Source organism: Nocardioides sp. Z30_9, assembly GCF_058215735.1.
The window spans coordinates 831,977-854,125 of sequence record NZ_JBZAJF010000002.1 but is presented as its reverse complement, the minus strand read 5'-3'; the positions used below and the strand labels follow the sequence as shown (position 1 = coordinate 854,125).

21 protein-coding genes are annotated in these 22,149 nt (G+C 70.8%); 8 read left to right on the top strand and 13 right to left on the bottom strand.

Translation table 11 applies throughout. From position 1 onward, the window contains the following. The first annotated feature begins 16 nt into the window (after positions 1–16). The 3 genes from AC4BGB_RS14760 (at position 17) to AC4BGB_RS14750 (ending at position 2,893) form a co-directional block, all read left to right on the top strand. Positions 17–694, top strand: a complete 678-nt coding sequence (locus AC4BGB_RS14760; RefSeq protein WP_490547635.1) for a winged helix-turn-helix domain-containing protein — start codon at positions 17–19, stop codon at positions 692–694. Positions 695–750: 56 nt separating this feature from the next. Further along, complete coding sequence (locus AC4BGB_RS14755; RefSeq protein ID WP_490547634.1) at positions 751–1,857, top strand: carboxylate-amine ligase; 1,107 nt, start codon at positions 751–753, stop codon at positions 1,855–1,857. An 88-nt stretch (positions 1,858–1,945) separates the two neighbouring features. Continuing rightward, the gene (locus AC4BGB_RS14750; protein WP_490547633.1) at positions 1,946–2,893 is read left to right on the top strand and encodes a DMT family transporter; all 948 of its coding nucleotides are present in this window, start codon (positions 1,946–1,948) and stop codon (positions 2,891–2,893) included. Positions 2,894–2,902: 9 nt separating this feature from the next. On the opposite strand, the gene AC4BGB_RS14745 is transcribed toward AC4BGB_RS14750, so the two are convergent. Both AC4BGB_RS14745 and mshA read right to left on the bottom strand, forming a co-directional pair. After that, a complete protein-coding gene (locus AC4BGB_RS14745; RefSeq protein WP_490547632.1) occupies positions 2,903–3,463 on the bottom strand; it encodes a type III secretion system chaperone family protein in 561 nt (186 codons plus the stop codon). Positions 3,464–3,573: 110 nt separating this feature from the next. Next, positions 3,574–4,887, bottom strand: coding sequence for a D-inositol-3-phosphate glycosyltransferase (mshA, locus tag AC4BGB_RS14740; RefSeq protein ID WP_490547631.1), 1,314 nt, complete (start codon positions 4,885–4,887; stop codon positions 3,574–3,576). A gap of 146 nt (positions 4,888–5,033) precedes the next feature. Between mshA and AC4BGB_RS14735 the strand changes: the two genes are divergently transcribed. Next, positions 5,034–5,792 (top strand): SDR family oxidoreductase, encoded by a 759-nt coding sequence (locus AC4BGB_RS14735; protein WP_490547630.1) that lies wholly within the window; start codon positions 5,034–5,036, stop codon positions 5,790–5,792. Between the two features lie 112 nt (positions 5,793–5,904). On the opposite strand, the gene AC4BGB_RS14730 is transcribed toward AC4BGB_RS14735, so the two are convergent. The 3 genes from AC4BGB_RS14730 to AC4BGB_RS14720 are packed head-to-tail and all read right to left on the bottom strand — an operon-like array spanning position 5,905 to position 8,442. Further along, complete coding sequence (locus AC4BGB_RS14730; RefSeq protein WP_490547629.1) at positions 5,905–6,975, bottom strand: hypothetical protein; 1,071 nt, start codon at positions 6,973–6,975, stop codon at positions 5,905–5,907. Continuing rightward, entirely contained in the window at positions 6,972–7,904 is a 933-nt protein-coding gene (locus tag AC4BGB_RS14725) for an N-acetylmuramoyl-L-alanine amidase (RefSeq protein ID WP_490547628.1), read from the bottom strand. Before AC4BGB_RS14725 ends, AC4BGB_RS14730 begins: the two co-directional genes overlap by 4 nt. 13 nt (positions 7,905–7,917) lie before the next feature. Further along, a complete protein-coding gene (locus AC4BGB_RS14720; RefSeq protein WP_490547627.1) occupies positions 7,918–8,442 on the bottom strand; it encodes an arsenate reductase/protein-tyrosine-phosphatase family protein in 525 nt (174 codons plus the stop codon). 181 nt (positions 8,443–8,623) lie between these two features. On the opposite strand from AC4BGB_RS14720, the gene typA reads away from it, so the two are divergent. Continuing rightward, positions 8,624–10,510, top strand: a complete 1,887-nt coding sequence (gene typA, locus AC4BGB_RS14715) for a translational GTPase TypA (RefSeq protein ID WP_490547626.1) — start codon at positions 8,624–8,626, stop codon at positions 10,508–10,510. A 307-nt stretch (positions 10,511–10,817) separates the two neighbouring features. Here the strand turns inward: typA and AC4BGB_RS14710 are convergent, their stop codons facing one another. The 7 genes from AC4BGB_RS14710 to AC4BGB_RS14680 form a co-directional block, all read right to left on the bottom strand. Beyond that, positions 10,818–11,705 (bottom strand): type IV toxin-antitoxin system AbiEi family antitoxin domain-containing protein, encoded by an 888-nt coding sequence (locus AC4BGB_RS14710; protein ID WP_490547625.1) that lies wholly within the window; start codon positions 11,703–11,705, stop codon positions 10,818–10,820. Positions 11,706–11,738: 33 nt separating this feature from the next. Then, the gene (locus AC4BGB_RS14705) at positions 11,739–12,665 is read right to left on the bottom strand and encodes an alpha/beta hydrolase (RefSeq protein WP_490547624.1); all 927 of its coding nucleotides are present in this window, start codon (positions 12,663–12,665) and stop codon (positions 11,739–11,741) included. A 97-nt stretch (positions 12,666–12,762) separates the two neighbouring features. Next, positions 12,763–13,956 carry an alcohol dehydrogenase catalytic domain-containing protein gene (locus tag AC4BGB_RS14700; protein WP_490547623.1) on the bottom strand — a complete coding sequence of 398 codons (1,194 nt, stop codon included), beginning with the start codon at positions 13,954–13,956 and terminating at the stop codon, positions 12,763–12,765. Positions 13,957–14,033: 77 nt separating this feature from the next. Continuing rightward, positions 14,034–14,324 carry a DUF2516 family protein gene (locus tag AC4BGB_RS14695; RefSeq protein ID WP_490547622.1) on the bottom strand — a complete coding sequence of 97 codons (291 nt, stop codon included), beginning with the start codon at positions 14,322–14,324 and terminating at the stop codon, positions 14,034–14,036. Positions 14,325–14,502: 178 nt separating this feature from the next. Then, positions 14,503–15,168 carry a hypothetical protein gene (locus AC4BGB_RS14690; protein ID WP_490547621.1) on the bottom strand — a complete coding sequence of 222 codons (666 nt, stop codon included), beginning with the start codon at positions 15,166–15,168 and terminating at the stop codon, positions 14,503–14,505. A gap of 1 nt (position 15,169) precedes the next feature. Then, on the bottom strand, positions 15,170–15,604 hold the full coding sequence (locus AC4BGB_RS14685) for a helix-turn-helix domain-containing protein (RefSeq protein ID WP_490547620.1): 435 nt from the start codon (positions 15,602–15,604) through the stop codon (positions 15,170–15,172). Between the two features lie 157 nt (positions 15,605–15,761). Continuing rightward, on the bottom strand, positions 15,762–16,724 hold the full coding sequence (locus AC4BGB_RS14680) for an asparaginase (RefSeq protein WP_490547619.1): 963 nt from the start codon (positions 16,722–16,724) through the stop codon (positions 15,762–15,764). 42 nt (positions 16,725–16,766) lie between these two features. Here AC4BGB_RS14680 and cysC point away from each other — a divergent pair, with 42 nt between their 5' ends. The 3 genes from cysC (at position 16,767) to AC4BGB_RS14665 (ending at position 20,512) form a co-directional block, all read left to right on the top strand. Continuing rightward, positions 16,767–18,017, top strand: coding sequence for an adenylyl-sulfate kinase (cysC, locus tag AC4BGB_RS14675; RefSeq protein WP_490547618.1), 1,251 nt, complete (start codon positions 16,767–16,769; stop codon positions 18,015–18,017). Then, a complete protein-coding gene (locus AC4BGB_RS14670) occupies positions 18,014–18,940 on the top strand; it encodes a sulfite exporter TauE/SafE family protein (RefSeq protein ID WP_490547617.1) in 927 nt (308 codons plus the stop codon). The genes cysC and AC4BGB_RS14670 overlap by 4 nt, the downstream gene beginning before the upstream one ends. Positions 18,941–19,048: 108 nt before the next feature. Beyond that, positions 19,049–20,512, top strand: coding sequence for a sugar transferase (locus AC4BGB_RS14665; protein ID WP_490547616.1), 1,464 nt, complete (start codon positions 19,049–19,051; stop codon positions 20,510–20,512). Between the two features lie 4 nt (positions 20,513–20,516). Here AC4BGB_RS14665 and AC4BGB_RS14660 read toward each other — a convergent pair whose 3' ends face one another. Beyond that, on the bottom strand, positions 20,517–21,830 hold the full coding sequence (locus AC4BGB_RS14660; RefSeq protein WP_490547615.1) for a UDP-glucose dehydrogenase family protein: 1,314 nt from the start codon (positions 21,828–21,830) through the stop codon (positions 20,517–20,519). Between the last annotated feature and the right edge of the window lie 319 nt (positions 21,831–22,149).

The window sequence follows — 22,149 nt, the reverse complement described above, 5'->3', positions numbered from 1 at the left end:
CAGCCGGGACGCCCGCGTGACCCGCGTCCTCGTCGTGGAGGACGAGGAGAGCTACAGCGACCCATTGGCCTACATGCTCCGCAAGGAAGGGTTCGAGGTGGCCATCGCCGCCACCGGTCCCGAGGCGATCGCGGAGTTCGACCGGGCCGGCGCCGACATCGTCCTGCTCGACCTGATGCTGCCCGGCCTGCCGGGCACCGAGGTGTGCCGCCAGCTGCGGCAGTCCTCCAACGTTCCGATCATCATGGTCAGCGCCAAGGACGAGGAGGTCGACAAGGTGGTCGGCCTCGAGCTCGGCGCCGACGACTACGTCACCAAGCCGTACTCCTCGCGCGAGCTGGTGGCGCGGCTGCGCGCCGTACTGCGCCGGGGCGCCGAGCCCGACCCCGCACCGGCCACCCTGGAGGTCGGGCCCGTGCGGATGGACACCGAGCGCCACGTCGTCACGGTCTCGGGGGCCGAGGTGCGGCTGCCGCTCAAGGAGTTCGAGCTCCTCGAGATGTTCCTGCGCAACCCCGGGCGGGTGCTGACCCGCGGCCAGCTGATCGACCGGGTCTGGGGCTCCGACTACGTCGGCGACACCAAGACCCTCGACGTGCACGTCAAGCGGCTCCGGTCCAAGCTCGAGGCCAACCCGGCGGAGCCGAAGATGCTCACCACCGTGCGCGGGCTGGGCTACAAGCTCGACCTCTGACACGAGGAGTCGCCCGGCATCGATTCGACCGCGGGACGCTGGGCACTGGGCCCGACGTGGGCATACGCAAGATCGGGGTCGAGGAGGAGATGCTGCTCCTCGACCCGGCGACCGGTCTCCTCAGCGCCGTGGGCCGTCGCGCCGTACGCGACCAGACCTGGCGCGACCAGGAGACGTCCGAGGACGATCCGCCGGTGGAGAAGGAGCTGTTCCTCGAGCAGTTCGAGACCCAGACCCCGCCGTGCGAGAAGCTCGAGGACCTCGCGGTGGAGCTGCGGCGCGGCCGCAGGGTCCTGGTGGAGGCGGCCGAGAACGCCGGCGCTGCGGCGGCCGCGGTCGCCGTACCGATGCTGCCCGGCGACGTGCACGTCACCCCGGACCCGCGGTACCGCCGCATCCACGAGGAGTTCGGGGAGGTCGCGCGCTCGGCGCTGGCCTGCGCCATGCACGTGCACGTCGACATCGAGGACCCCGACGAAGGTGTCCGGGTCCTCGACGGGATCGCCCCGTGGCTGCCGGTGCTGCTCGCGATCAGTGCGAACTCGCCGTACTTCCACGGGCGCGACACCGGTCACGCGAGCTGGCGCGCCCGGGTGTGGGGCCGGTGGCCCTCCCAGGGCAGCGGCGAGCCGTTCGGTGACGTGAGGACGTACGACGAGGTCACCCACCATCTCGTGGAGTGGGGCGCCGCGCTCGACGACGGCATGGTCTACCTCGACGCGCGGCTGGCGAGCAACTACCCGACGGTCGAGGTGCGGGTGGCCGACGTGTGCACCGACCTCGACGACACCCTCCTCGTCGCGGCCCTGACCCGCGCGCTCGTGACCACCGCGGCCGCGCAGGAACCCCGGCGGTGGCGCAGCGACCTGCTGCGTGCGGCGTCGTGGCGGGCCTCGCGCTACGGCATCGGGGACCGGCTGGTCGACCCGCGCCGACGCGAGCTCACCCCGGCCCGGGAGGTGATCGAGTCGTTCGTCGAGCACGTGCGCCCGGCCCTGGAGGACGCCGGTGACCTCGAGACCGTGCGCGCGCACGTCGAGCGACTGCTGGCGACCGGCAACGGCGCGATCCGGCAGCGGCGCCGCTACGAGGCGAGTGGCGGGTCCCTGCCGGCAGTGGTCCAGGACGTGCTGGACCGCACCCGGGAGTCGGCGGACTCCTGAGCTCGGGGCGCGAACTGGCCGGATCTCGACGTACGACGGCCGTGGTTCACCTGCCGGGTTGTCGGTGCTCGCACCTAGGCTCTCGGGAGTGACCGAGACGACGCGAACGCCTGCCTGGCTCCCGCTGGCCGCGGTCGGGTGCACGCTGGTGTTCTGGGCCTCCGCCTTCGTCGCGATCCGGCACCTCGGGCACGACTTCGGCCCCGGCGCGCTGTCCCTGGGGCGGCTGCTCGTCGGCTCACTGTGCCTCGCCGTGGTCGCGCTCTCGCGCGGCGTCCCGCGGCCCACCCGGCGCGAGCTCGCGTCCATCGCCGCCATCGGCCTGCTCTGGTTCGGGCTCTACAACGTCGCGCTGAACGCCGGCGAGCGGATGGTCGACGCCGGCACGGCCGCGATGCTGATCCAGGTCTCGCCGGTGCTGATCGCGCTGCTCGCCGCGCTGTTCCTCGGCGAGAGGTTCACCACCCCGCTCGCGATCGGGCTCACCCTCGCGTTCGCCGGGGTGGCGCTGATCGCGTTCGCCACCAGCCCGCCCGGGTCGGTGGACGGTCACGACTACGTGCTCGGCGTGCTGCTGTGCCTGGTCAGCGCGGTGGCGTACTCGATCAGCCTGATCCTGCAGAAGCCGCTGATGGTGCGGCTGCCCGCCGTGCAGGTGACCTGGCTGGCGTGCACCGTGGGGGCGATCAGCTGCCTGCCGTTCGCGGGCCAGCTGCTCACCCAGGTCCGGGAGGCGCCTGCCTCCTCGACGTGGTGGCTGGTCTACCTCGGGGTCTTCCCCACCGCGATCGCGTTCACCACCTACGCGTTCGCTCTCAAGCACATGAGCGCGAGCAACCTGGGGGTGACCACCTACCTGGTCCCGCCGATCACGATCGTGCTCGGCGTGCTCTTCCTCAGCGAGGCGCCGCCGCTGATGGCGTACATCGGCGGGGTGCTCGCCCTGGTCGGGGTCGCGGTCACCCGGCGCAAGCCGCGCGCGCGGCCCGTCGACCCGGTGGACTCGGCCCACCCCGAGTCGAGCCCGGCCCGCTGAGCGTCGCGGTCAGCCAGCCGACTCCGGGGTCCCGCGGGTGTCCAGGTCGAGCGGGCCGCGGAACGCCTCCAGGTTGCGGATCGACTCCCCTCGCGAGACGCGCCAGTCCCACTCCTTGCGGATCGAGGAGGCGAAGCCCAGCTCGAGGATGGTGTTGAACGAGCCGTCGGCGTACTCCAGGACGGCGCCCAGCAGTCGGTCGATCTCGGCGGGCGTCACGCCCTGGAGCGAGAGCCGGGCGTCGAGGTAGATGTCGCCGACCCCGTCGAGGGCGAAGGCCACGGCGTACATCTTCATGTTGCGTTCCAGCAGCCAGCGGTAGACGCCCTCGAAGTTCTCGTCGGGCTTGCGGCACACGAACGCGTGCACCTCCAGGGCGTGCCGGCCCACGTCGAAGCGACACGGGGTCTGCTGCTTCTTCTCCCCCGGCAGCACCACGTTCAGCGAGGTCGGCGAGAGCTGCGACCACTCCAGGTCGCCCTCGGCGAAGATCTGCTTCAGCGCGTCCAGCACCTGCTGGCGCTCGGCGGAGATGGGCTCGTCGGTCACGGCTTCATCGACATCGGTCACGTGTCCGATGATGGCACCCGCCCCGCAAATGCTGGGAAATTCCCCTGTCCCAGGACGATCCGACTGTCATTTCCCAGCAATTGCGCCGCGGGGGACGGTCGAAGCGGGAACTACAGCGCGATCCCGCTGAGGTCCCCGCGCATCTTCGCCTGGGCCTCGGCGTAGACCTTGAGCATGGTGTCGGCGGTGCGGTCCCAGCCGAACTGCTGGGCGTGGGTCCGGGCGCCGGCGGCGAGGGTGTCGCGGAGGCCGGGCTCGAGCAGGACGCGTTCGAAGGCGGAGGCGTACGACGCGGGCTCGTGGCCCTCGATGAGCAGGCCGGAGCGGCCGTCGCGGACCGCGGTGGTGAGGCCGCCGACGGCTGCCGCGACCACGGGGGTGCCGGCGGCCTGGGCCTCGACGGCGACGAGCCCGAAGCTCTCGTTGTACGACGGCACGCACACCAGCGTGGAGGCGGCGTACCAGTCGACGAGCCCGTCCTGCCGCACCGGCGGGACGAAGCGCACCGAGCCGGTGATGCCGAGGTCGTCGGCCAGCCGGACCAGGGAGTCGGGCCGGGCCAGCCCGGAGCCCGACGGTCCGCCCACGACCGCGACGGTGAGCGAGGAGCGCAGCTCGGGACGGCGCTCGAGGAGCACCGCGACGGCCCGCAGCATCACGTCGGGAGCCTTGAGCGGCTGGATCCGGCCCACGAAGGTGATCACCGGTCCCGAGGGGGGCAGGCCCAGCCGAGCACGCGCCGCGGCGGGATCGGCGGGACAGAAGGTGGCGAGGTCGACGCCGGGGTGGACCACCTCGACCCGCCCGGGGTCGGCGTCGTAGAGGTCGATCAGCTGCTTGGCCTCGTCGTCGGTGTTGGCCACGAGCATGTCCGCGGCGCTGACGACCTGCTCCTCGCCGATCAGCCGGGCCATCGGCTCGGGGCTGTCCCCGGTCGCCAGCGCGGCGTTCTTCACCTTGGCCATCGTGTGCATCGTGTGCACCAGCGGCACGCCCCAGCGGTCGCGGGCGAGCGCGCCCACCTGGCCGCTGAGCCAGTAGTGGCTGTGCACGATGTCGTAGTAGCCGGGCGCGTTGTAGGCCTCCGCGCGCAGCACCTCACGGGCGAAGACGCACAGCTGCGCGGGCAGCTCGTGCTTGGTCAGCCCCTCGTAGGGCCCCGCGGAGACGTGGTGCACCCGGATGCCGTCGCTGACGTCGACCACCGGGGGCAGCTCGCTGCCCACCGCACGGGTGAACACGTCGACCTCGACCTGGCGCTGGGCGAGCCGGCGCGCGAGCTCGAGCACGTAGACGTTCATCCCGCCCGCATCACCCGTGCCCGGCTGGTCCAGGGGCGAGGTGTGCAGGCTGATCATCGCGACCCGGCCCAGGCGGGGAGCCGGTGCCGTGTTCGCGTCGTACGCCGATGAGTGGTGCCGCAATTGATGAACCTCCCCATCGGTAACCGCGACCGGGCCCGCTCCATTCCGCCGAGTCTCGCTCCTATCATTGCGGGGCGGCCACGGTGGGACGACACCGGACCTGCGCCGCTCCGGCGGACCCGCCCGCGACCTGTCGAGGAGACCCCATGACCCGTACCGCAGTCGTCACCGGCGCCAGCAGCGGCATCGGCGCCGCCAGCGCCCGCGCCCTGGCCGGCGACGGGTTCCAGGTCATCTGCGTGGCCCGCCGCGAGGACCGGATCAAGGCACTGGCCGAGGAGATCGGCGGTCACGCCGTGGTCTGCGACGTCACCGACCCGGAGTCGGTCGCCGCGCTCGCGCAGTCGGTCGGCGAGCTCGTCGGGGACGCCGGGGTGGAGGTGCTGGTCAACAACGCCGGTGGGGCCTTCGACCAGGCCACCGTGGAGGACGCCGATCCGGAGGTGTGGGCGCGGATGTTCGACCTGAACGCCCTGAGCATCGTCCGGGTCACCCAGGCACTGCTGCCCGCGCTGCGGGCCGGCGAGGGCGGGCTCGTGATCAACATGGGCTCGACCGCCGGTCGGGTGGCCTACGAGGGCGGCGGCGGCTACACGGCCGCCAAGCACGCGGTCCGCGTGATCACCCAGACCCTGCGGCTGGAGCTGGTCGCCGAGCCGCTCCGGTTCACCGAGATCGCCCCGGGCATGGTGAAGACCGAGGAGTTCACGCTGAACCGGGTCGCGGGCGACCAGGAGCGCTACGACCAGGTCTACCGGGGCGTCGCCCAGCCCCTGGTGGCCGAGGACATCGCCGAGATGGTGCGCTGGGTCGCCTCGCTCCCCTCACACGTGGACATCGACGAGCTCGTCGTACGCCCGCGCGCTCAGGCGGCGCAGCACAAGGTGCACCGCACCGAGGCGTGACCGCAACTCCACAAATGCTGGGAAATGACGTCCGATCCCGCGATCCAGACGTCATTTCCCAACATTTGTGGGGACGCCGGCGCTGACCGGGACGGCGCACGGCCCCACCCCGCTACCCCCGGTTGAACACCGTCCCGGTGATCGGCGGCGGCGGCTCGAACGGCTTCAGCGCGAAGCAGCTCGCGACGTACTTGCCCTCCTTGGTCGGCCACTGCTCCGCCGATCCCAGGTAGGCCCGCCCCTCGACGCCGCCCTTGACCCGGGAGACCCGGGACAGGAAGTTCTGGCACACCTTGTCCAGACGGGCGAAGCTCGCCTCGCTGAGCGCGACGTAGCGACCCTTCGGCCCCTGCCGGACCGCCTGCCGGCCGCGCAGCTGCCCCTTGGCCACCGCGTCGTTGACCACCAGCTCCGCGATGTTCTCGGCCTGGTGCTTGCCGCGGCAGGGCACGTAGGTCCCCGGGGTGTTCAGGCAGACCCGCGCCGCGAGCGGGACCTTGGCGGTGGTGAGGTCGGCGAACCGCAGCGCGCCCGGCTGCTCCTGCTCCAACGTGCACACGAACTTGCGCTGGCCCCGCTCCCACAGGTCGGCGGGGAAGGGGTCCCAGGCGACGTGCACTCCGCCCTCGGTGTTCAGGAAGGGGCTCAGCTGCACCGAGAGCCCGCCGGCGACGCCCGCAGGCACGGCGTACGGCGAGCCCGCCAGACAGCGCTCGTTGACCTGGTCGCTGACCTGCTGGAACAGCGGCGACCCCTGGTCGAGCAGGTCGGCGTACTCCTCGACCCGGGCCGCCGTCTCCGGCGCCAGCTCAACCACGTTGTACAGCTCCAGGGAGTGCGGCTTCGCACAGTCGATCTGCTGGGTGAACGCGGCGTCGTCGCGCATCGAGTCCGCCAGCGCCGACTCGCCTCGGGCGTACTTCTCCACCCAGTCGCCGAACTCCTTGTCACCGAGCACGCCGAGCAGCTGCTGATCGTCCCAGCAGGTCCCCGGAGCCAGCTCCCGCTCGGGCGAGACCTTCGGCTTCGCGTCCTTCTCCGAGGCGATGTCGGCGCTGTTGCAGCCGGCGAGCACGAAGAGAATCAGGGCGAGGGCGAGGCCAAGCGGGGCCCTGATCCCCGGGCGCGAGGTCGTTCGGGAGCTCGAGGAGCCCCTGACGTGCGTGGTCAAGTCAAGGTTCACTTTCCGAGGTAGGCCCGGACGCCCCGCACGATCGCGGTGGCGTGAGTCGCCTGCCCGCTGCTGGAGGTCATCCGCTGCGCATCCCCCGAGTTGCGCATGTTGCCGATCTCGATCATCGCGACCGGGACGTCGGACAGGTTCAGAGTGCCCAGATCGCTGCGCAGATTCAACCCGGAGCCGCCGGCTGTGTAGTTGGAGCGGGGTACGCCGGAGGCCGTCAGCGAGTCGCGCAGAGCGGTGGCCAGGCGCAGGGACGGGTCCGCGATGTCATCGGTCCACGGCGCCCGCGCCACCGGCGCGATCACGTGAAAGCCCTGATCAGAGGGGCCGGCACCGTCGGCGTGCAGCGAGACCATCAGCTGCGCGCCGACCCGCTGGCCGAAGCTGCCGCGCTCGTCGATGCACGGACCCCACTGGTGCCGGGAGTCGGCGGTGCGTGTCATCTTCACCACAGCGCCGAGTGCTCGCAGCCGCTGCGCGACGGCCTGGGCGAGGTGGAAGTTGACCGTCGCCTCGGCCACGCCGGCGTCGGTCGCGGTCCCGGTCGTGTTGCACGGCTTCGAGGAGCCTCCGGCCGGCACGAGCGCGTTCGTCTCGGCGGGGTGGGCGGCGTTGCCGAGCTGGTGGCCCGGGTCCAGCGCGATCGTGACCGATCGCAGTGGCGCCGGGGGCGCGGTGGCCGGCGCGGCCGAGGGCGGGACCGACGGGGCCGGAGCCGACGGCCGGGCGGATGACTGGGCGGACGACTGGGCGGACGGCTGGGGCGATCCCAGGGGTGACGGCTGGGTCGCGCGCGCCGTGGGCACCGGACGTTTCGCAGCCGGGGGCGTGCTCGGCTCAGGTGAGGCGACGAGGGTCCACAGCACCACCCCGGCGGCCGCGAGGAAGATCACCGTGAGCACGACCACCACCCAGCGCGGCGGCGTCACGGCGCCGGGCTCCTCACCCGGCCAGGCCCTTGGCGATCCGGTCCACGGCCGCGGCCATGGCACGGGCAGCGACCAGGTGGGCCTCGTCGCCGCGCCCGTAGGGATCGGGGATGTCGTAGTCGTCCAGCACCGCCCGCGACCGCTGCTCGGCTGCGGTGCGCACCACCACGGACGGGTCCTCGCGGACGGGTACGGCGTCGAGGAGCGCGGCGAACTCCAGCACGGTGAACGTACGCCGCAGGGCAGACGGGTTGTCCTCGAGGATCCGCGAGCGGATCGCCGTCGTGGCGGCGAGCACCAGGTCGCTCTCGCGCACGATCGCCGGGGTCAGCTGACGGGCTGCGAAACCGGCCCCGGAGCCGCCGTACGTCTCGAGCAGCGCCGCTGACTCCGGCGCCATCGGGGAGCCGACCATCGCGCCGACGCCGGCACTGGTGACCTCGAACTCCCCCTCGGGCAGCTTCGTGGCCAGCAGGCGCGCTCCCAGCGGGGAGCGGCAGATGTTGCCGATGCACACGAACAGGATCCGGAACGTCATCGAACACCTCGTGCGTCCGAGGCTGCCGCCTGCTGCCTGGTCCGGAAAGTCACCCGGACCACGATAGACTCAGGGGTCGCGTCCTCGACGCACACATCCCAGATCCCCGATCCTGCCGCTCCGCGCGCCCGCGATCTGCCTCCTCCGGGCGGTAGCGGGCCGCGACCGGCTGAAGGCACAGATGACTCAGCAGTCCCGTATCGATCTCCGCAACGTCGCGATCGTCGCGCACGTCGACCACGGCAAGACCACTCTCGTCGACAAGATGCTCTGGCAGGGCGGTGCCTTCGGTGAGCACCAGCACGTCGACGAGCGGGCGATGGACTCCGGTGACCTCGAGCGCGAGAAGGGCATCACCATCCTCGCGAAGAACACCGCGATCCACTACGCCGGCCCTTCCGCGGACGGCAAGCCGATGACGATCAACATCATCGACACCCCCGGCCACGCCGACTTCGGTGGCGAGGTCGAGCGCGGACTGTCCATGGTCGACGGCATCGTGCTGCTCGTCGACGCCAGCGAGGGCCCCCTCCCCCAGACCCGGTTCGTGCTCCGCAAGGCGCTCAACGCCGACATGCCCGTCGTGCTCGTGGTGAACAAGACCGACCGTGGTGACGCGCGGATCGCCGAGGTCGTCGACGAGACCTACGAGCTCTTCATGGACCTGCTCGACGACTCGCACAGCCAGGACGCCCTCGACTTCCCGGTCGTCTACGCGAGCGCCCGCGCGGGCAAGGCCTCCCTGGTCGCTCCCGAGAACGGCGACGTCCCGGACTCCCCGGACCTCGAGCCGCTGTTCAAGACGATCCTCGAGACGATCCCCGCCCCCGTCTACACCGAGGGCGCGCCGCTGCAGGCCCACGTCACCAACCTCGACGCCAGCCCGTTCCTGGGCCGGCTCGCCCTGGTGCGCGTGCACGAGGGCACCCTGAAGAAGAACCAGACCGTCGCGTGGATGCGCACCGACGGCACGGTGAAGAACGTCAAGATCACCGAGCTGCTCATCACCGAGGGCCTCGAGCGCAAGCCCGGCGAGGAAGCCGGCCCCGGCGACATCGTCGCGATCGCCGGCATCCCCGACATCATGATCGGCGAGACCCTGGCCGACGCGGAGAACCCGGTCGCTCTGCCCCTGATCAAGGTCGACGAGCCGGCGATCTCGATGACGATCGGCACGAACACCTCGCCGCTGGCCGGGCGCGGACCCACCAAGAACACCAAGGTGACCGCCCGCCTGGTCAAGGACCGACTCGACGCCGAGCTCGTCGGCAACGTGTCGCTGCGTGTGCTCCCCACCGAGCGTCCCGACGCTTGGGAGGTCCAGGGCCGTGGCGAGCTGGCGCTGGCGATCCTCGTGGAGCAGATGCGGCGCGAGGGCTTCGAGCTCACCGTCGGCAAGCCGCAGGTGGTCACCCGCGAGATCAACGGCAAGCTGCACGAGCCGATGGAGCGCCTGACCATCGACGCCCCCGAGGAGTACCTCGGCGCGATCACCCAGCTGCTGGCGGTCCGCAAGGGCCGGATGGAGCAGATGACCAACCACGGCACCGGCTGGGTGCGGATGGAGTTCCTGGTCCCCGCGCGTGGGCTGATCGGGTTCCGCACCGAGTTCCTCACCGAGACCCGCGGCACCGGCATCGCCCACCAGGTCTTCGAGGGCTACGAGCCGTGGGCCGGGGAGATCCGCTCCCGCTCGAACGGTTCGCTCGTCGCCGACCGCGCCGGTGCGGCCACGGCGTACGCCATGACGAACCTCCAGGAGCGCGGCGTGATGTTCGTCGAGCCCACCACGGAGGTCTACGAGGGCATGATCGTCGGCGAGAACTCCCGCGCCGACGACATGGACGTGAACATCACCAAGGAGAAGAAGCAGACCAACGTCCGCGCCTCCTCCTCGGACAACTTCGAGAAGCTGATCCCGCCGAAGAACCTCTCCCTGGAGCAGTCCCTGGAGTTCTGCCGCGAGGACGAGTGCGTCGAGGTCACCCCCGACAACGTGCGGATCCGCAAGGTCGTCCTCGACGCCGGCGAGCGCGGTCGAACCGCCTCGCGCGCCCGCAGGGGCTGACGCCGGGCCGGATCGTCCTCACTCGTCGAGGACGATCCGGGCCAGCTGTTGGAGGTCCGGGGGTCAGGCCCTGCTCGGGGACCTGGGCCTCGGTCGTCCGGTAGCGGAACGAGTAGCTGAACCGGTCCGGTTGCGGCGCCTCGTCCGCGAGCTGCGCGAAGTCGATCCGCTGCACCAGCTGCCGCACCTGCGGCACGCGGGGGTCGTCGGAGTCGAGGTCGACCACGCCCTCCTTCCCCACCCCTCCCGGCCTAGCAAGGGGGGTGAGCGCCACAAGGACGGGCAGTTCGGGGTCATCCGGCACCGCTCAGGCGGGCCGTTGGCCGCGTCCCGGCCGAACTGCACGTCCTTGTGATGCTGCCCTGGCCTCGAGCCACGTGCGGAAGGTGTCGCGGACGTAGTCCTGGCGCAGCATCGCGTGCTCCCAGGCGAACCGGAGCAACCAGCGCCCCTCGACAGCGCACGCGTTGTAGCGCTCCACGTCGCGCACCAGCTGGGGACGGGCTGCGTGGAAGGCGAACGAGTCGCACTCGACGATCAGGCCCAGGCTCTCGTCGACGAGGTCGGGTCGGCCGACGCCCGGGACGACGACCTGCGGCACGAGTGCCAGCTCGGCGAACTCCTTGGAGATCGCGCGGACCACCGATTCGAACGGGTTGTCCGCTCGGCCGTCGGCTGCCTCCGCGACCCGCACCGCGGCGGCGCGACCTGTCCGCGGTGACGTCTCGGCGGCGGCGATCAGCTCGCCGTGTCCGACCAGCCTCGACCTCAGTGCTGAGTCGGCGACACAAAGCGCCTCGTCGAACGGCAGCGCCCGGGCACAGTCGACGACCGTCTGGACGGGCGTGGTCGCGATGCCGTCGGCGGCCACCTCCCCGTAGTGCAGGAGCACGCCACGACGTCGTGGCACCGAGACCTTGCGGTTGCGCGGGACGGTGACGTGCGGGCGCGCAGGCGGAGCCTTCACCGCCCAGCCGTGGTGGAGCGCGGCACTCGTCAGCGACAGCACCCCGTTCAGCCGGCGGGCCGCCCGCGTCGCCTCCTCGAGGCCGGGGAGGCCGTAGATGCCACGTCCGATGCGGACGACGTCACCGTTCGCGACTGCCGTTCTCAGCCGGGACGGGGAGGACTCCGCGACGAGCTGGCGCCACGAGGCCACGCCTCCCAGGCGCAGCAGCAGCTCGTCGATCTCCACGAGCCAGCAGCATGCCCCGGCGGGAGGGGACGCTCAGGCGTCGTCCACAGGTACTTTTGCCAGCAATTGCGCGAACAGGTCGATGGAGTCGGAGAGGGCGGTCCTCGCCGCGGCGCAGAACGCGCCCATCTCGGTGAAGCCGTGGATGAGGCCGTCGTAGCGGCGCACGACCACGGGGACGCCGGCGGCCTCGAGCTTGGCGGCGTAGGCCTCGCCCTCGTCGCGGAGCGGGTCGTACTCGGCCGTGACGACCACGGCGGGCGGGAGCCCGGCGAAGGAGTCGGCGCGGATCGGCGAGAACCGGACGTCGGCGTCGTCGGGCGCGTACTGCTTCATGAACCAGACCATCGTGTCGAGGTCGAGGAAGTAGCCAGTCGCGTTCTCGGTGCGCGAGGGGTACTCCCCCGCTCCGTCGACCGCCGGGTAGATCAGGAACTGCGCTGCCAGCCCCGGCACGTGCTGGGTGACCACGGCGGACAGGTTGCCGCCGGCGCTGTCCCCGGCCACCGCGACCCTGCCGTCGCCGCCGAGCTCCCCGACCCGCCCCATCAGGTCGCGGGTGGCCGCGATCGCGTCGTCGACGGCAGCCGGGAACGCGTGCTCCGGCGCGAGGCGGTAGTCCACCGAGACCACGATCGCCTCGGCACCGCGGCAGATCGCGCGGGCCAGGTTGTCGTGGGTCTCGAGGTCACCGATGACGAACCCGCCGCCGTGGAACAGCGCGACGAGGGGGAACGGCCCCGGCCCCTCCGGGCGGTAGAGCCGCGCCCCGAGCGGCCCCTGCGCGCCGCGCACGATGAGGTCCTCGGTGGCACGGATCGGGACGACGTCCTCGGGCCTGCGGAAGTCGACGGCCAGTCGGCGGAACGACTCCCGGGCCTCGTCCGGGGAGAGCTGGGACATGGGCACGCCTGCCTCGACGATGCTGAGCAGGCCGGCGATCTCTGGGTCGATGGGCATGCTCGCAGTCTGCCCCACGCCTGTTCACCCCGGCGACGTCCGGCGCACCCCCCGTCTCTGGTGAAGGGGGCGGTACGTCGGACGGCCGGGTCGAGCTTCAGGCCTTGGTGCCGGGCTTGAAGACGACCTTCACGGTGTCGTCGGACTTCTTCTGGAAGTTCTCGTAGGCCTCGGGGGCCTGCGCCAGCGGAAGCTGGTGCGTCGCGAAGGTCTCGGTGCCGAGCGGGTCCGCGTCGTCGACCAGCAGCGGCATGATGTCGTCGACCCAGCGCTTGATGTTCGCCTGGCCCATCCGGAACTGCAGCTGCTTGTCGAACATCGTCATCAGCGGCATCGGGTCGCTCTGCCCGCCGTACACCCCGATCAGGGACACTGTCCCGCCGCGGCGTACGGCGTCGATGGCGGTGTAGATCGCCGACATCCGGTCGAGCCCGGCCACGTTCATGATCTTGGCGCTCAGTCGCTTGGGCATCGCGCTGAACAGGCGCTGGCCGATCTCCGCGACAGGCGACCCGTGGGCCTCCATGCCGACCGCATCGACGACGGCGTCCGCGCCACGGCCCTGGGTCCGAGAACGGACCTCCTCGCCGATGTCGTCGACCTCGTCGAGGTTGATCACCTCGGCGCCTCGCGCCGCGGCCCGGGCCATCCGCTCCGGAACGCGGTCGACGGCGATCACGCGCTTGCCCTGGAACAGGGCGATCCGGGTGGCCATGTCACCGATCGGCCCCAGCCCGAGCACGAGCAGGGTGCCGCCCTCGGGGACATCGGCGTAGACGACCGACTGCCAGGCGGTGGGGAGCACGTCGGAGAGGTAGAGGAACCGCTCGTCGACAGGTCCCTCGGGCACCTTGATCGGCATGAACTGCGCCTGCGGCACCCGCAGGAACTCAGCCTGGGCCCCGGGGACCTCCCCGTAGAGCTTGCTGAACCCGAACAACGCGGCACCCATGCCCTGGTCGCGGACCTGCGTGGTCTCGCACTGCGTGTACAGCCCCTGGTTGCACATCCAGCAGTGCCCGCAGCAGATCTGGAAAGGCATCACGACCCGGTCCCCGACCTTGAGGTCGCCGGCCTCGGGGCCCACCTCCTCGACGATGCCCATCGGCTCGTGGCCGAGGATGTCGCCCTCGCCCATGAAGGGCCCGAGCGTCTCGTAGAGGTGGAGGTCCGAGCCGCACAGCCCGCTCGAGGTGATCCGGACGATCGCGTCGGACGGGGCCTCGATCCGGGGGTCCGGGACTTCCTCGACGCGGATGTCGCGGCGGCCGTGCCAAGTCACTGCCTGCATTCACTGCTCCTAGCTGATGGGGAAGATATGTCCCCGTCCCTTACCCCGATCCCAGCGGACCGAACCGGGGTCGGGCCTCAGCGGCGGCGGGTGATCGACGCGAGTGCAGGCTTCACGTCGAGGATGTAGACGAACGCAGCGACGGTTCCGATGATCGAGAACAGTCCGAGTGGGGAGCGCCACAGCAGCGAGCTGACCACCGTCAGTCCCAGGATCAGCGTCCAGGCCTGCTTGGTGAGCTTCCCGGTGGCGACGTACGCCTCCGCCGGGCGCATCAGGGCGTCGACCAGCGCCCAGATCTTCACCGCGATCAGCGCGAGGAAGGCCAGGCTCGTGATCAGGTACTGGAGCTCGAACAGTTGGGACACGTCACGAGGATATCGGGCAACTGGCTGATACGCCCCAGACACAACCCCACGAGTTCCGGCTACGGACAGAGCAACGGGCCCCCGGATCAGATCCAGGGGCCCGCCGGCTCGTCTCTGGGGAAGGGAGGGATCACCAGAGGACGAGCTCCTCAGCGCCCGTCGACGCCGAGTGTCTGGGTCAGGACGTGGCCGCGGCGGCCGTGTTCGACGCCGTCTTGGTGGCCTTCTTGGCAGTCGTCTGGGCCGACTTGGCCGTGGACTGCGCGCCCTTGGTCGCGGCCTTCTTGGTGGCCGTGGCCTTCTTGGCGGTGGTCTTGGCCGGGGTCTTCTTGGCGACCGCCTTCTTGGTGGCCGACTTCTTGACCGGACGGCTGCTGTTCTTGGGCTTGTCAGCAGCGACCTTGGCCCGCTCGCGGCGTACGACCGAGGACTTGTTCGGGGACGTGCGCACCGCGGTCACGGCCTTGACGCCGTCCTTGCGGATGGCGGCGACGATCTTCTCGCCGCGGTCGACGAGGTCGGCGTAGGTGCGGGCGAGCTCGGTGACGGTGTCGTCGATCTCGTTCTGCACCTTCTTCGGCAGCGCGAGCGCGTCCTTCTGGAGCTCGGCGACGCGGGCCTCGAACTTCGCCTGCGCGTCCTTGGCGTCCTTCTGGATCTCCGTGACGCGGGCGTTCACCGCAGCCAGGGCCTGGTTCTGCAGGGCCTTGGGCTCACGCTCGATCTTGCTGACGCGGGTCTGCACGTCGTTCAGCGCCTCGGTGGTGTAGCCACGAGCGAACTCGTAGGCAACCTCGGTGGCGCCGGCAACGGCGTACAGCGGCTTCAACTGGGTCTTGGCCATGTCATTCTCCTTGCTTGTCAGTCTCGAGACCGATGACTTCGTCGACCGGTAGGGACTCGAGCACATCTGTGGGTTGGGCGTGCTGCGCGACCGCCCTGAAGGACTGGTAGACGTCCAGCAGGGACTGCTTCTGCCGCTCACTGAGCATCGGATCCCCGAGAATGGCGAGCTCTACCGAGCGAACCTGTCCGTCGTCGGGGTTCAAGATCCCGGCCTGCACGTAGAGCTGCTCGGCAGAGATCCGGAGTGCCTTGGCCAGCTGCTGCAGCACTTCGGCGGATGGCTTGCGCAGACCACGTTCGATCTGGCTCAGGTACGGGTTGGACACACCCGTCTGCTCCGCCAGCTGCCTCAGCGAGAGCTCGGCAGCGACTCGTTGCTCGTGGAGGTACTCCCCGAGCGACGAGACGGTCTTGCCGACCTGGATCTTTGCCATGCCCCACATAGTGCTAACTCTTGCTAGCAAAAGCAACCCACGAACGGCATCCGTGGACAGAAAAACCCCTGGTCTCACGATGAAAGACGCTGTTGAGCGGTGCTAGCCGCCAGACAGCAAACGTCTAGACCACAGCGGGTCCGACAACTGATCCGGTTCAGATCCGGACCACCGGCCGGACCTCACCGACCGGCCGGCCACCACCGAGCAGCACCGACTCCCCGGTACGCCGAACGGCCTCCCCGTCGACGCCGGGCTCCTCGGTGACACCGGCCTGGTCGAGCAGCGAGGCCATCACCACCGGGCGGACGCGAGCCGCCCCGTCGGAGGTCTTCGTGGCGAACGCGCGACCGTCCCGCAGCGCCACCACGTAGCAGGACTCGGCACCCGCCTTGCCGATCGCACCGGGGATCGCGCGCAGCAGGGTGAGCTCGTCGCGACGGGTCCCGGAGACGTACTCCGGGTGCGCCCGGATGGCCTCCGCGATCCGCGTCGCCTCCGGCGAGGCCCCGGTCGCGAGCCGCGAGAACGCCCGCGCCAGGCCGGTCAGCGAGGTGGAGAGCAGCGGCGCACCGCACCCGTCCACGGCGACCTGGGCCGGCTCCCCGGTCATCTCCTGGAAGGTGGCGAGGATCTGCTGCTGGAGCGGGTGCTCGGGGTCGAGGTAGCTCCCGGTCGGCCAGCCGTTGACCACACAGGTGGCGAGCATCGCCGCGTGCTTGCCGGAGCAGTTCATCAGCACCGGCTCCTTGACGCCGCCGGAGCGGATCAGCTGCTCGCGGGCCTCGTCGTCGAGCGGGTAGTCCGCAGGGGTCTGCAGGGCGTCCTCGGCGAGGCCGGCGGAGGCCAGGATGCGTCGTACGCCGTCGACGTGGAAGTCCTCCCCAGAGTGCGAGGCGCACGCCAGCGCGAGCAGCTCGTCCTCGAGGGGGAGGCCGGCCCGGACCATCGCCAGCGCCTGCAGCGGCTTGTTGCACGACCGCGGCAGCATCGGGGCCGCGACCTCGCCGGCCGAGGCCCGCACGGACCCGTCGGGGTCCAGCGCGACCCAGGACCCGTGGTGCTGCCCCTCCACGAACCCCGAACGGACGATCTCAGCGATGACTACGGGAGCGACCATGCTGCGACGCTATCCGCAGGCACGGTCTGGCAGGATCGTGCGGTGCCCGCACCGCAGTACTGCCCGAGCCCACGCGAGCTGGACGACCTCGAGCTCCTCGTCTCCGGGGCCCTGGCACCGCAGACCACCTTCGACCCCACCGGCGCTCCCGGCAGCGTGACCCTCGCGCTGCCACCCGAGCTCGCGGACGCCCCGGAGGTCGACCTGGTCGACCCCGAGGGGCTGCCGCTGGCCCGCTACCGGCCCCCGGTGGCCGAGGGGCAGGCGTCAGCGAGCGTCTCGGCGCTGACCCCGCTGAACACCCCTTCCTACGGCCCGTTCCGCCGGCTGCACCTGACCCCCGCCCAGGCGCGGGAGCAGTACGCCGGGTCGCTGACCGTTCCCGTCGCTGCGCCGCTGACGGTCGAGGACCTCGAGCTGGTCGAGGCGAACGCCCGGGACCGCGACGTGGTGCTGCTCGCCCTCGCCGGAACCGGAACGCCCCAGGGCGTCTCCCCGGTGGGTCTGGTGCGCGCCACCCTGGCCGCCGCCACCCTGCTGCACGAACGTGGGCTCGCGGCGCACGTCGTGGTCGTCCCCGTCCCCGCCCACGGCGACCCGGAGCTCGACCACCGGCTCGGCGCCCGGGTGGTGGAGAACTACGCGAGCTCGGACGTGCTCGGGGTCACCGGCGAGGGCGAGTGGCCCGAGGAGATCGCGGCCGTCGTCGACCAGGACCAGCCCGGCCCCGACGAGCGCGGGTTCGTGGTGTTCTTCACCGGCCTCTCCGGCAGCGGGAAGTCCACGCTCGCCCAGGCGCTGCGCGACCTGGTCCTCGAGGACGGCCGGCGCACGGTCACCAGCCTCGACGGCGACGTCGTACGCCGGAACCTCAGCGCGGGCCTCACCTTCTCCAAGGCCGACCGTGAGACCAACATCCGGCGGATCGGCTGGGTGGCGGCGGAGATCGCCCGGCACCGCGGGATCGCGATCTGCTCCCCGATCGCGCCGTACGACGAGACCCGCAAGCAGGTTCGTCAGATGGTCGAGGACGCCGGCGGCGAGTTCGTGCTGGTGCACGTGGCCACCCCCCTGGAGGAGTGCGAGCGGCGTGACCGCAAGGGCCTCTACGCCAAGGCGAGGGCCGGGGAGATCCCCGAGTTCACGGGCATCTCCAGCCCCTACGAGGTCCCCGAGGACGCAGCCGTGCACATCGACACCACCGGGCGCACCATCGAGGACGCGCTCGCGGGCCTGATGCCCCACCTGCCCTTCCACGTCTCCGAGGACGAGTCCCGAGAGGCGGCCCTGTGAGCGACCTGCTCACCCTCTCCGCCCTCTCGGTCCTGGTCGTCAGCTTCGGCGTTGGCATCGTGGTCGGCCTGACCGGCATGGGCGGCGGCGCCCTGATGACGCCGGCGCTGATCTTCCTGGGGGTCAACCCCACCGCAGCGGTGGCCAACGACCTGGTCGCCGCCAGCATCAACAAGTCGGTGGGCGCGGGCGTCCACTGGCGGCGGGGCTCCCCCAACCTGCGGCTGGCCGGCCTGCTGATGGCCGGCTCGATCCCGTTCGCGCTCGCGGGCGGCTTCATCGTCAAGAGCGTGGGGGCCGCCGAGGAGCAGCAGGAGTTCCTGCTCACCGCCATCGGCTACGCCCTGTTGTTCACCGCACTGACCTACGCGCTGCGGATGTACCTCCAGCTGCGGCACGTCACCTCCGGCAACGTGATCAGCGAGGACGACCCGCACGTCCGTGTGGTCCCGACCGTGCTGGTCGGCGCCGTCGGCGGCCTCCTCGTCGGGATCACCTCGGTCGGCTCGGGCTCGCTGATCATGGTGGCGCTGCTGCTGATCTACCCGACCCTGTCGGCCGTCAAGCTCGTCGGGACCGACCTGGTCCAGGCGGTGCCGCTGGTGCTGGCGGCCGCGATCGGTCACGTGTTCGTGGAAGGGGTGACCTGGTCGGTGCTGATCCCGCTCGTGCTCGGCGGTACGCCGGGCACCTTCCTGGGTGCCCGGATGGCCGCCTGGGTCTCGCAGTCGGTGATCCGCCGCGGCATCGTCATCGTGCTCACCCTGACCGGGCTCAAGATGCTCGGCGTGCCCCCGGTCTGGGTCGGGATCATCGGCGCCGGACTGCTGCTCCTGGGGCCCCTGGCGTGGGGCTATCTCCGGCAGCGGAGAGGCCTTCCGGCCTTCGACAACAACTCCGCTGCGTGGCGACTTCCGGACTAGACCGCTGACACCTGTCGAGACAGCGCGTAACCCCCGATCGGCCTATTCGTACCTAAAGTAGGCACCCGATAGACCGCTGAGGGATATCGACCGAAATCGGGGGGTTTCATGAGTACTACTTCTGTCGTTGAGTCGACGCGGGTCGCGTCGCGGGTCCGTGGTGGGCTGCGCTACATCCCGGTGCTGGCGTTCGGGATGGACCTGGTCCTGATCACGTTGTGTGTGCTGGCCGCGATCGTGGGCCGGGGGGCGTTGCGGTTCTCCAGCGTGGTCGATGAGGTCGTGATGGGCCAGGACCTCGCGGTGGTGGGTCCGTTGATGATCGTGGGCTGGGTCGGTGCGATCTTCGCCCTGGGCGGGTACCGCCCGCAGTTCTTCGGTGCGGGTCTTGATGAGTACAAGGCGGTGGTCAACGCCTCGCTGATCACCGCGGCCCTGGTCGGGATCGGCTGCTTCCTGGTCCAGTTCCAGCTCTCGCGCGGGTTCTTCGTGCTCGCCTTCGCCCTGGGGGTCCCGGTCCTGGTGGCGGGCCGGTTGCTGCTGCGCCGCAGCGTGCAGCGTGCCCGGGTGCTGGGGTCGTTGCAGCACCGGGTGGTGATCGCCGGCGCCGAGGGCCATGTCGATGAGATCGCCGCGGTCCTGGCCCGGGAGAAGTGGCTGGGCTACCAGGTCATCGGCGCCCTGACCCCCGAGCCCGGCGAGCGGGCCTGCACCCACTCGGGGATCCCGCTGCTGGGGACCTCACGCTCGATCGCGCAGGTCGCGGTCGAGGCCGAGGCCGACGTGGTCTTCCTCGCCGGTGGCGCGTTCGGGTCCTCCGCGCAGATGCGGCGCCTGGCCTGGGATCTCGAACACGAGGACATCGCGGTGGTGCTGGCCCCCAGCGTCACCGACGTCTCGGCCGAGCGGATCAGCATGCGCCCGGTCGGGGGCCTGCCGTTGATCCACCTGGAGAAGCCCCGCTCCCAGGCCGCGGTCCGCCGCGCCAAGCGCACCTTCGACATCACCGCCACCTTGGTCCTGCTCGCCCTGTTCTCCCCGGTCTTCGCGTTCGCGGCCTACCGGATCTGGGCCCACGACCACGGCCCGGTGCTGTTCCGCCAGACCCGCGTGGGCCGCGACGGCGCGGCGTTCCAGTGCTGGAAGTTCCGTACCATGGTCACCAACGCCGAAGAGCTCCTCGCCAAGCTCCACCAAGAACAGGGCTACGCCGGTGGACTGTTCAAGATGGAACACGACCCCCGGATCACCACCCCGGGCAAATGGCTGCGCCGGTTCTCCCTCGACGAGCTCCCCCAGCTGATCAACGTCCTGACCGGCGACATGTCCCTGGTCGGACCCCGACCCCCGCTGCGCCACGAAGTCGCCCAGTACGACGACGACATGGCCCGCCGCCTGCGAGTGCGCCCCGGCATGACCGGCCTGTGGCAGGTCTCCGGACGCTCCGAGCTCTCCTGGTCCGAAGCCATCCGCCTCGACCTCTACTACGTCGACAACTGGTCCATGCTCCAAGACCTCTCCATCCTCGCCCGCACCTTCGGCGCCGTCTTCACCTCCCGCGGCGCCTACTGAACGACTAGCGGCGGCCGAGAGCGCGGTAGGTCCAGCCGGCAGCGCGCCACTGGTCGGGGTCCAGGCAGTTGCGGCCGTCCAGGACCCGCCGGTCGCGCACCAGCTTGCCGACCCGCTCGGGGTCGAGGTCCACGAACTCCGGCCACTCGGTGAGCACCAGGACCAGCTCGGCGCCACGCAGCGCCACGTCCACGTCCTGCTCGAAGACGAGGTCGGGCCACTTGCGCTGCGCGTTGGCGATCGCCTTGGGGTCGGAGACCACGACGTCGGCGCCCTGGAGCGACATCTGGGCGGCCACGCTCAGCGCCGGGGAGTCGCGTACGTCGTCGCTGTCGGGCTTGAACGCTGCCCCGAGCACCACGATCCGGCGGCCGCCGATCGACCCTCCGCACTCCTCTCGCGCGAGGTCCACCATGCGCACGCGACGTCGCATGTTGATGGCGTCCACCTCCTTGAGGAAGGTGAGGGTCTGGTCGGCGCCGAGCTCACCGGCCCGGGCCATGAACGCCCGGATATCCTTGGGCAGACAGCCCCCACCGAACCCGAGGCCGGCGTTGAGGAACTGACGTCCGATCCGGTCGTCGAGCCCGATCGCGTCCGCCAGGAAGGTGACGTCTCCGCCCGAGGCCTCGCACAGCTCGGCCATGGCGTTGATGAAGGAGATCTTGGTGGCCAGGAACGAGTTCGCGGCCACCTTGACCAACTGGGCGGTGGCGAGGTCTCCGACCAGTCGGGGGGTGCCGTTCTCGATCGCGGTCGCGTAGACCTCGTCGAGCACGTCGACGGCCCGGGCGCCCGCATCGCCGTCGGGGACCCCGTAGACGAGACGGTCCGGTGTCAGGGTGTCCTGGACTGCCTTGCCCTCGCGGAGGAACTCGGGGTTCCAGATCAGGTCGGCCCCGGGCGCGGCCTCGTGGACCCGGAGCGCCAGTCGCTCCGCGGTCCCCACCGGCACGGTGGACTTCCCGACGACCAGGTCCCCGGCCTCGAGGTGAGGGAGCAGCGACTCGATGGCTGCATCGACGTAGGTGAGGTCTGCGGCGTACTCCCCCACCCGCTGCGGGGTTCCGACACACACGAAGTGGACCGTCGCGCCCCGGGCGTCGGCGATGTCCTCGGTGAACTTCAGCCGCCCGGAGTCGAGCGCTGATGCGAGCAGCTCGGGCAGCCCGGGCTCGAAGAACGGGGACCGACCGCTGGCGAGCATGCCGATCGCCTCGGCATTGACATCGACCCCGACGACCTCATGTCCAAGGTGAGCCATGCAGGCCGCATGAACCGCGCCGAGGTAGCCGCAACCGATCACAGAGATTCTCATCCGGCGGAGTGTATGACGCTCGAACGCTGCGGCACCCGACAACCGACCTCTGGTTCCCCACCCCTTCCTTCCCCGATTCCGGCGAGTTCTCTTGGCTCCCCCTAGCGGGTCCCTGCCATAGATGGGTGGGGTGACTCAGCGGCTCGTGGCCGTCAGGGCTGGGTGACCACACCACGCTGACGCCCCAGGCTGCGGTCGCGGCCACGGTCGCAGGCAACGTCTCGATCGGCGCCAGGGTCTTCGTGGGCACTGGCGCCCGGATCAAGCCGGGAGTGACTCTCGGCACAGACGCGTCGTCGGTGCCAGGGCGGTGGTCACC

Coding starts and splice junctions, on each gene's coding strand:
- AC4BGB_RS14680 (WP_490547619.1), bottom strand. CDS start 16,724: ATGGTCGCTCCCGTAGTCATCGCTGAGATCGTCCGTTCGGGGTTCGTG.
- AC4BGB_RS14690 (WP_490547621.1), bottom strand. CDS start 15,168: ATGGCCAAGACCCAGTTGAAGCCGCTGTACGCCGTTGCCGGCGCCACC.
- AC4BGB_RS14685 (WP_490547620.1), bottom strand. CDS start 15,604: ATGGCAAAGATCCAGGTCGGCAAGACCGTCTCGTCGCTCGGGGAGTAC.
- AC4BGB_RS14665 (WP_490547616.1), top strand. CDS start 19,049: ATGAGTACTACTTCTGTCGTTGAGTCGACGCGGGTCGCGTCGCGGGTC.
- AC4BGB_RS14660 (WP_490547615.1), bottom strand. CDS start 21,830: ATGAGAATCTCTGTGATCGGTTGCGGCTACCTCGGCGCGGTTCATGCG.
- typA (WP_490547626.1), top strand. CDS start 8,624: ATGACTCAGCAGTCCCGTATCGATCTCCGCAACGTCGCGATCGTCGCG.
- AC4BGB_RS14700 (WP_490547623.1), bottom strand. CDS start 13,956: ATGCAGGCAGTGACTTGGCACGGCCGCCGCGACATCCGCGTCGAGGAA.
- AC4BGB_RS14705 (WP_490547624.1), bottom strand. CDS start 12,665: ATGCCCATCGACCCAGAGATCGCCGGCCTGCTCAGCATCGTCGAGGCA.
- AC4BGB_RS14735 (WP_490547630.1), top strand. CDS start 5,034: ATGACCCGTACCGCAGTCGTCACCGGCGCCAGCAGCGGCATCGGCGCC.
- AC4BGB_RS14720 (WP_490547627.1), bottom strand. CDS start 8,442: ATGACGTTCCGGATCCTGTTCGTGTGCATCGGCAACATCTGCCGCTCC.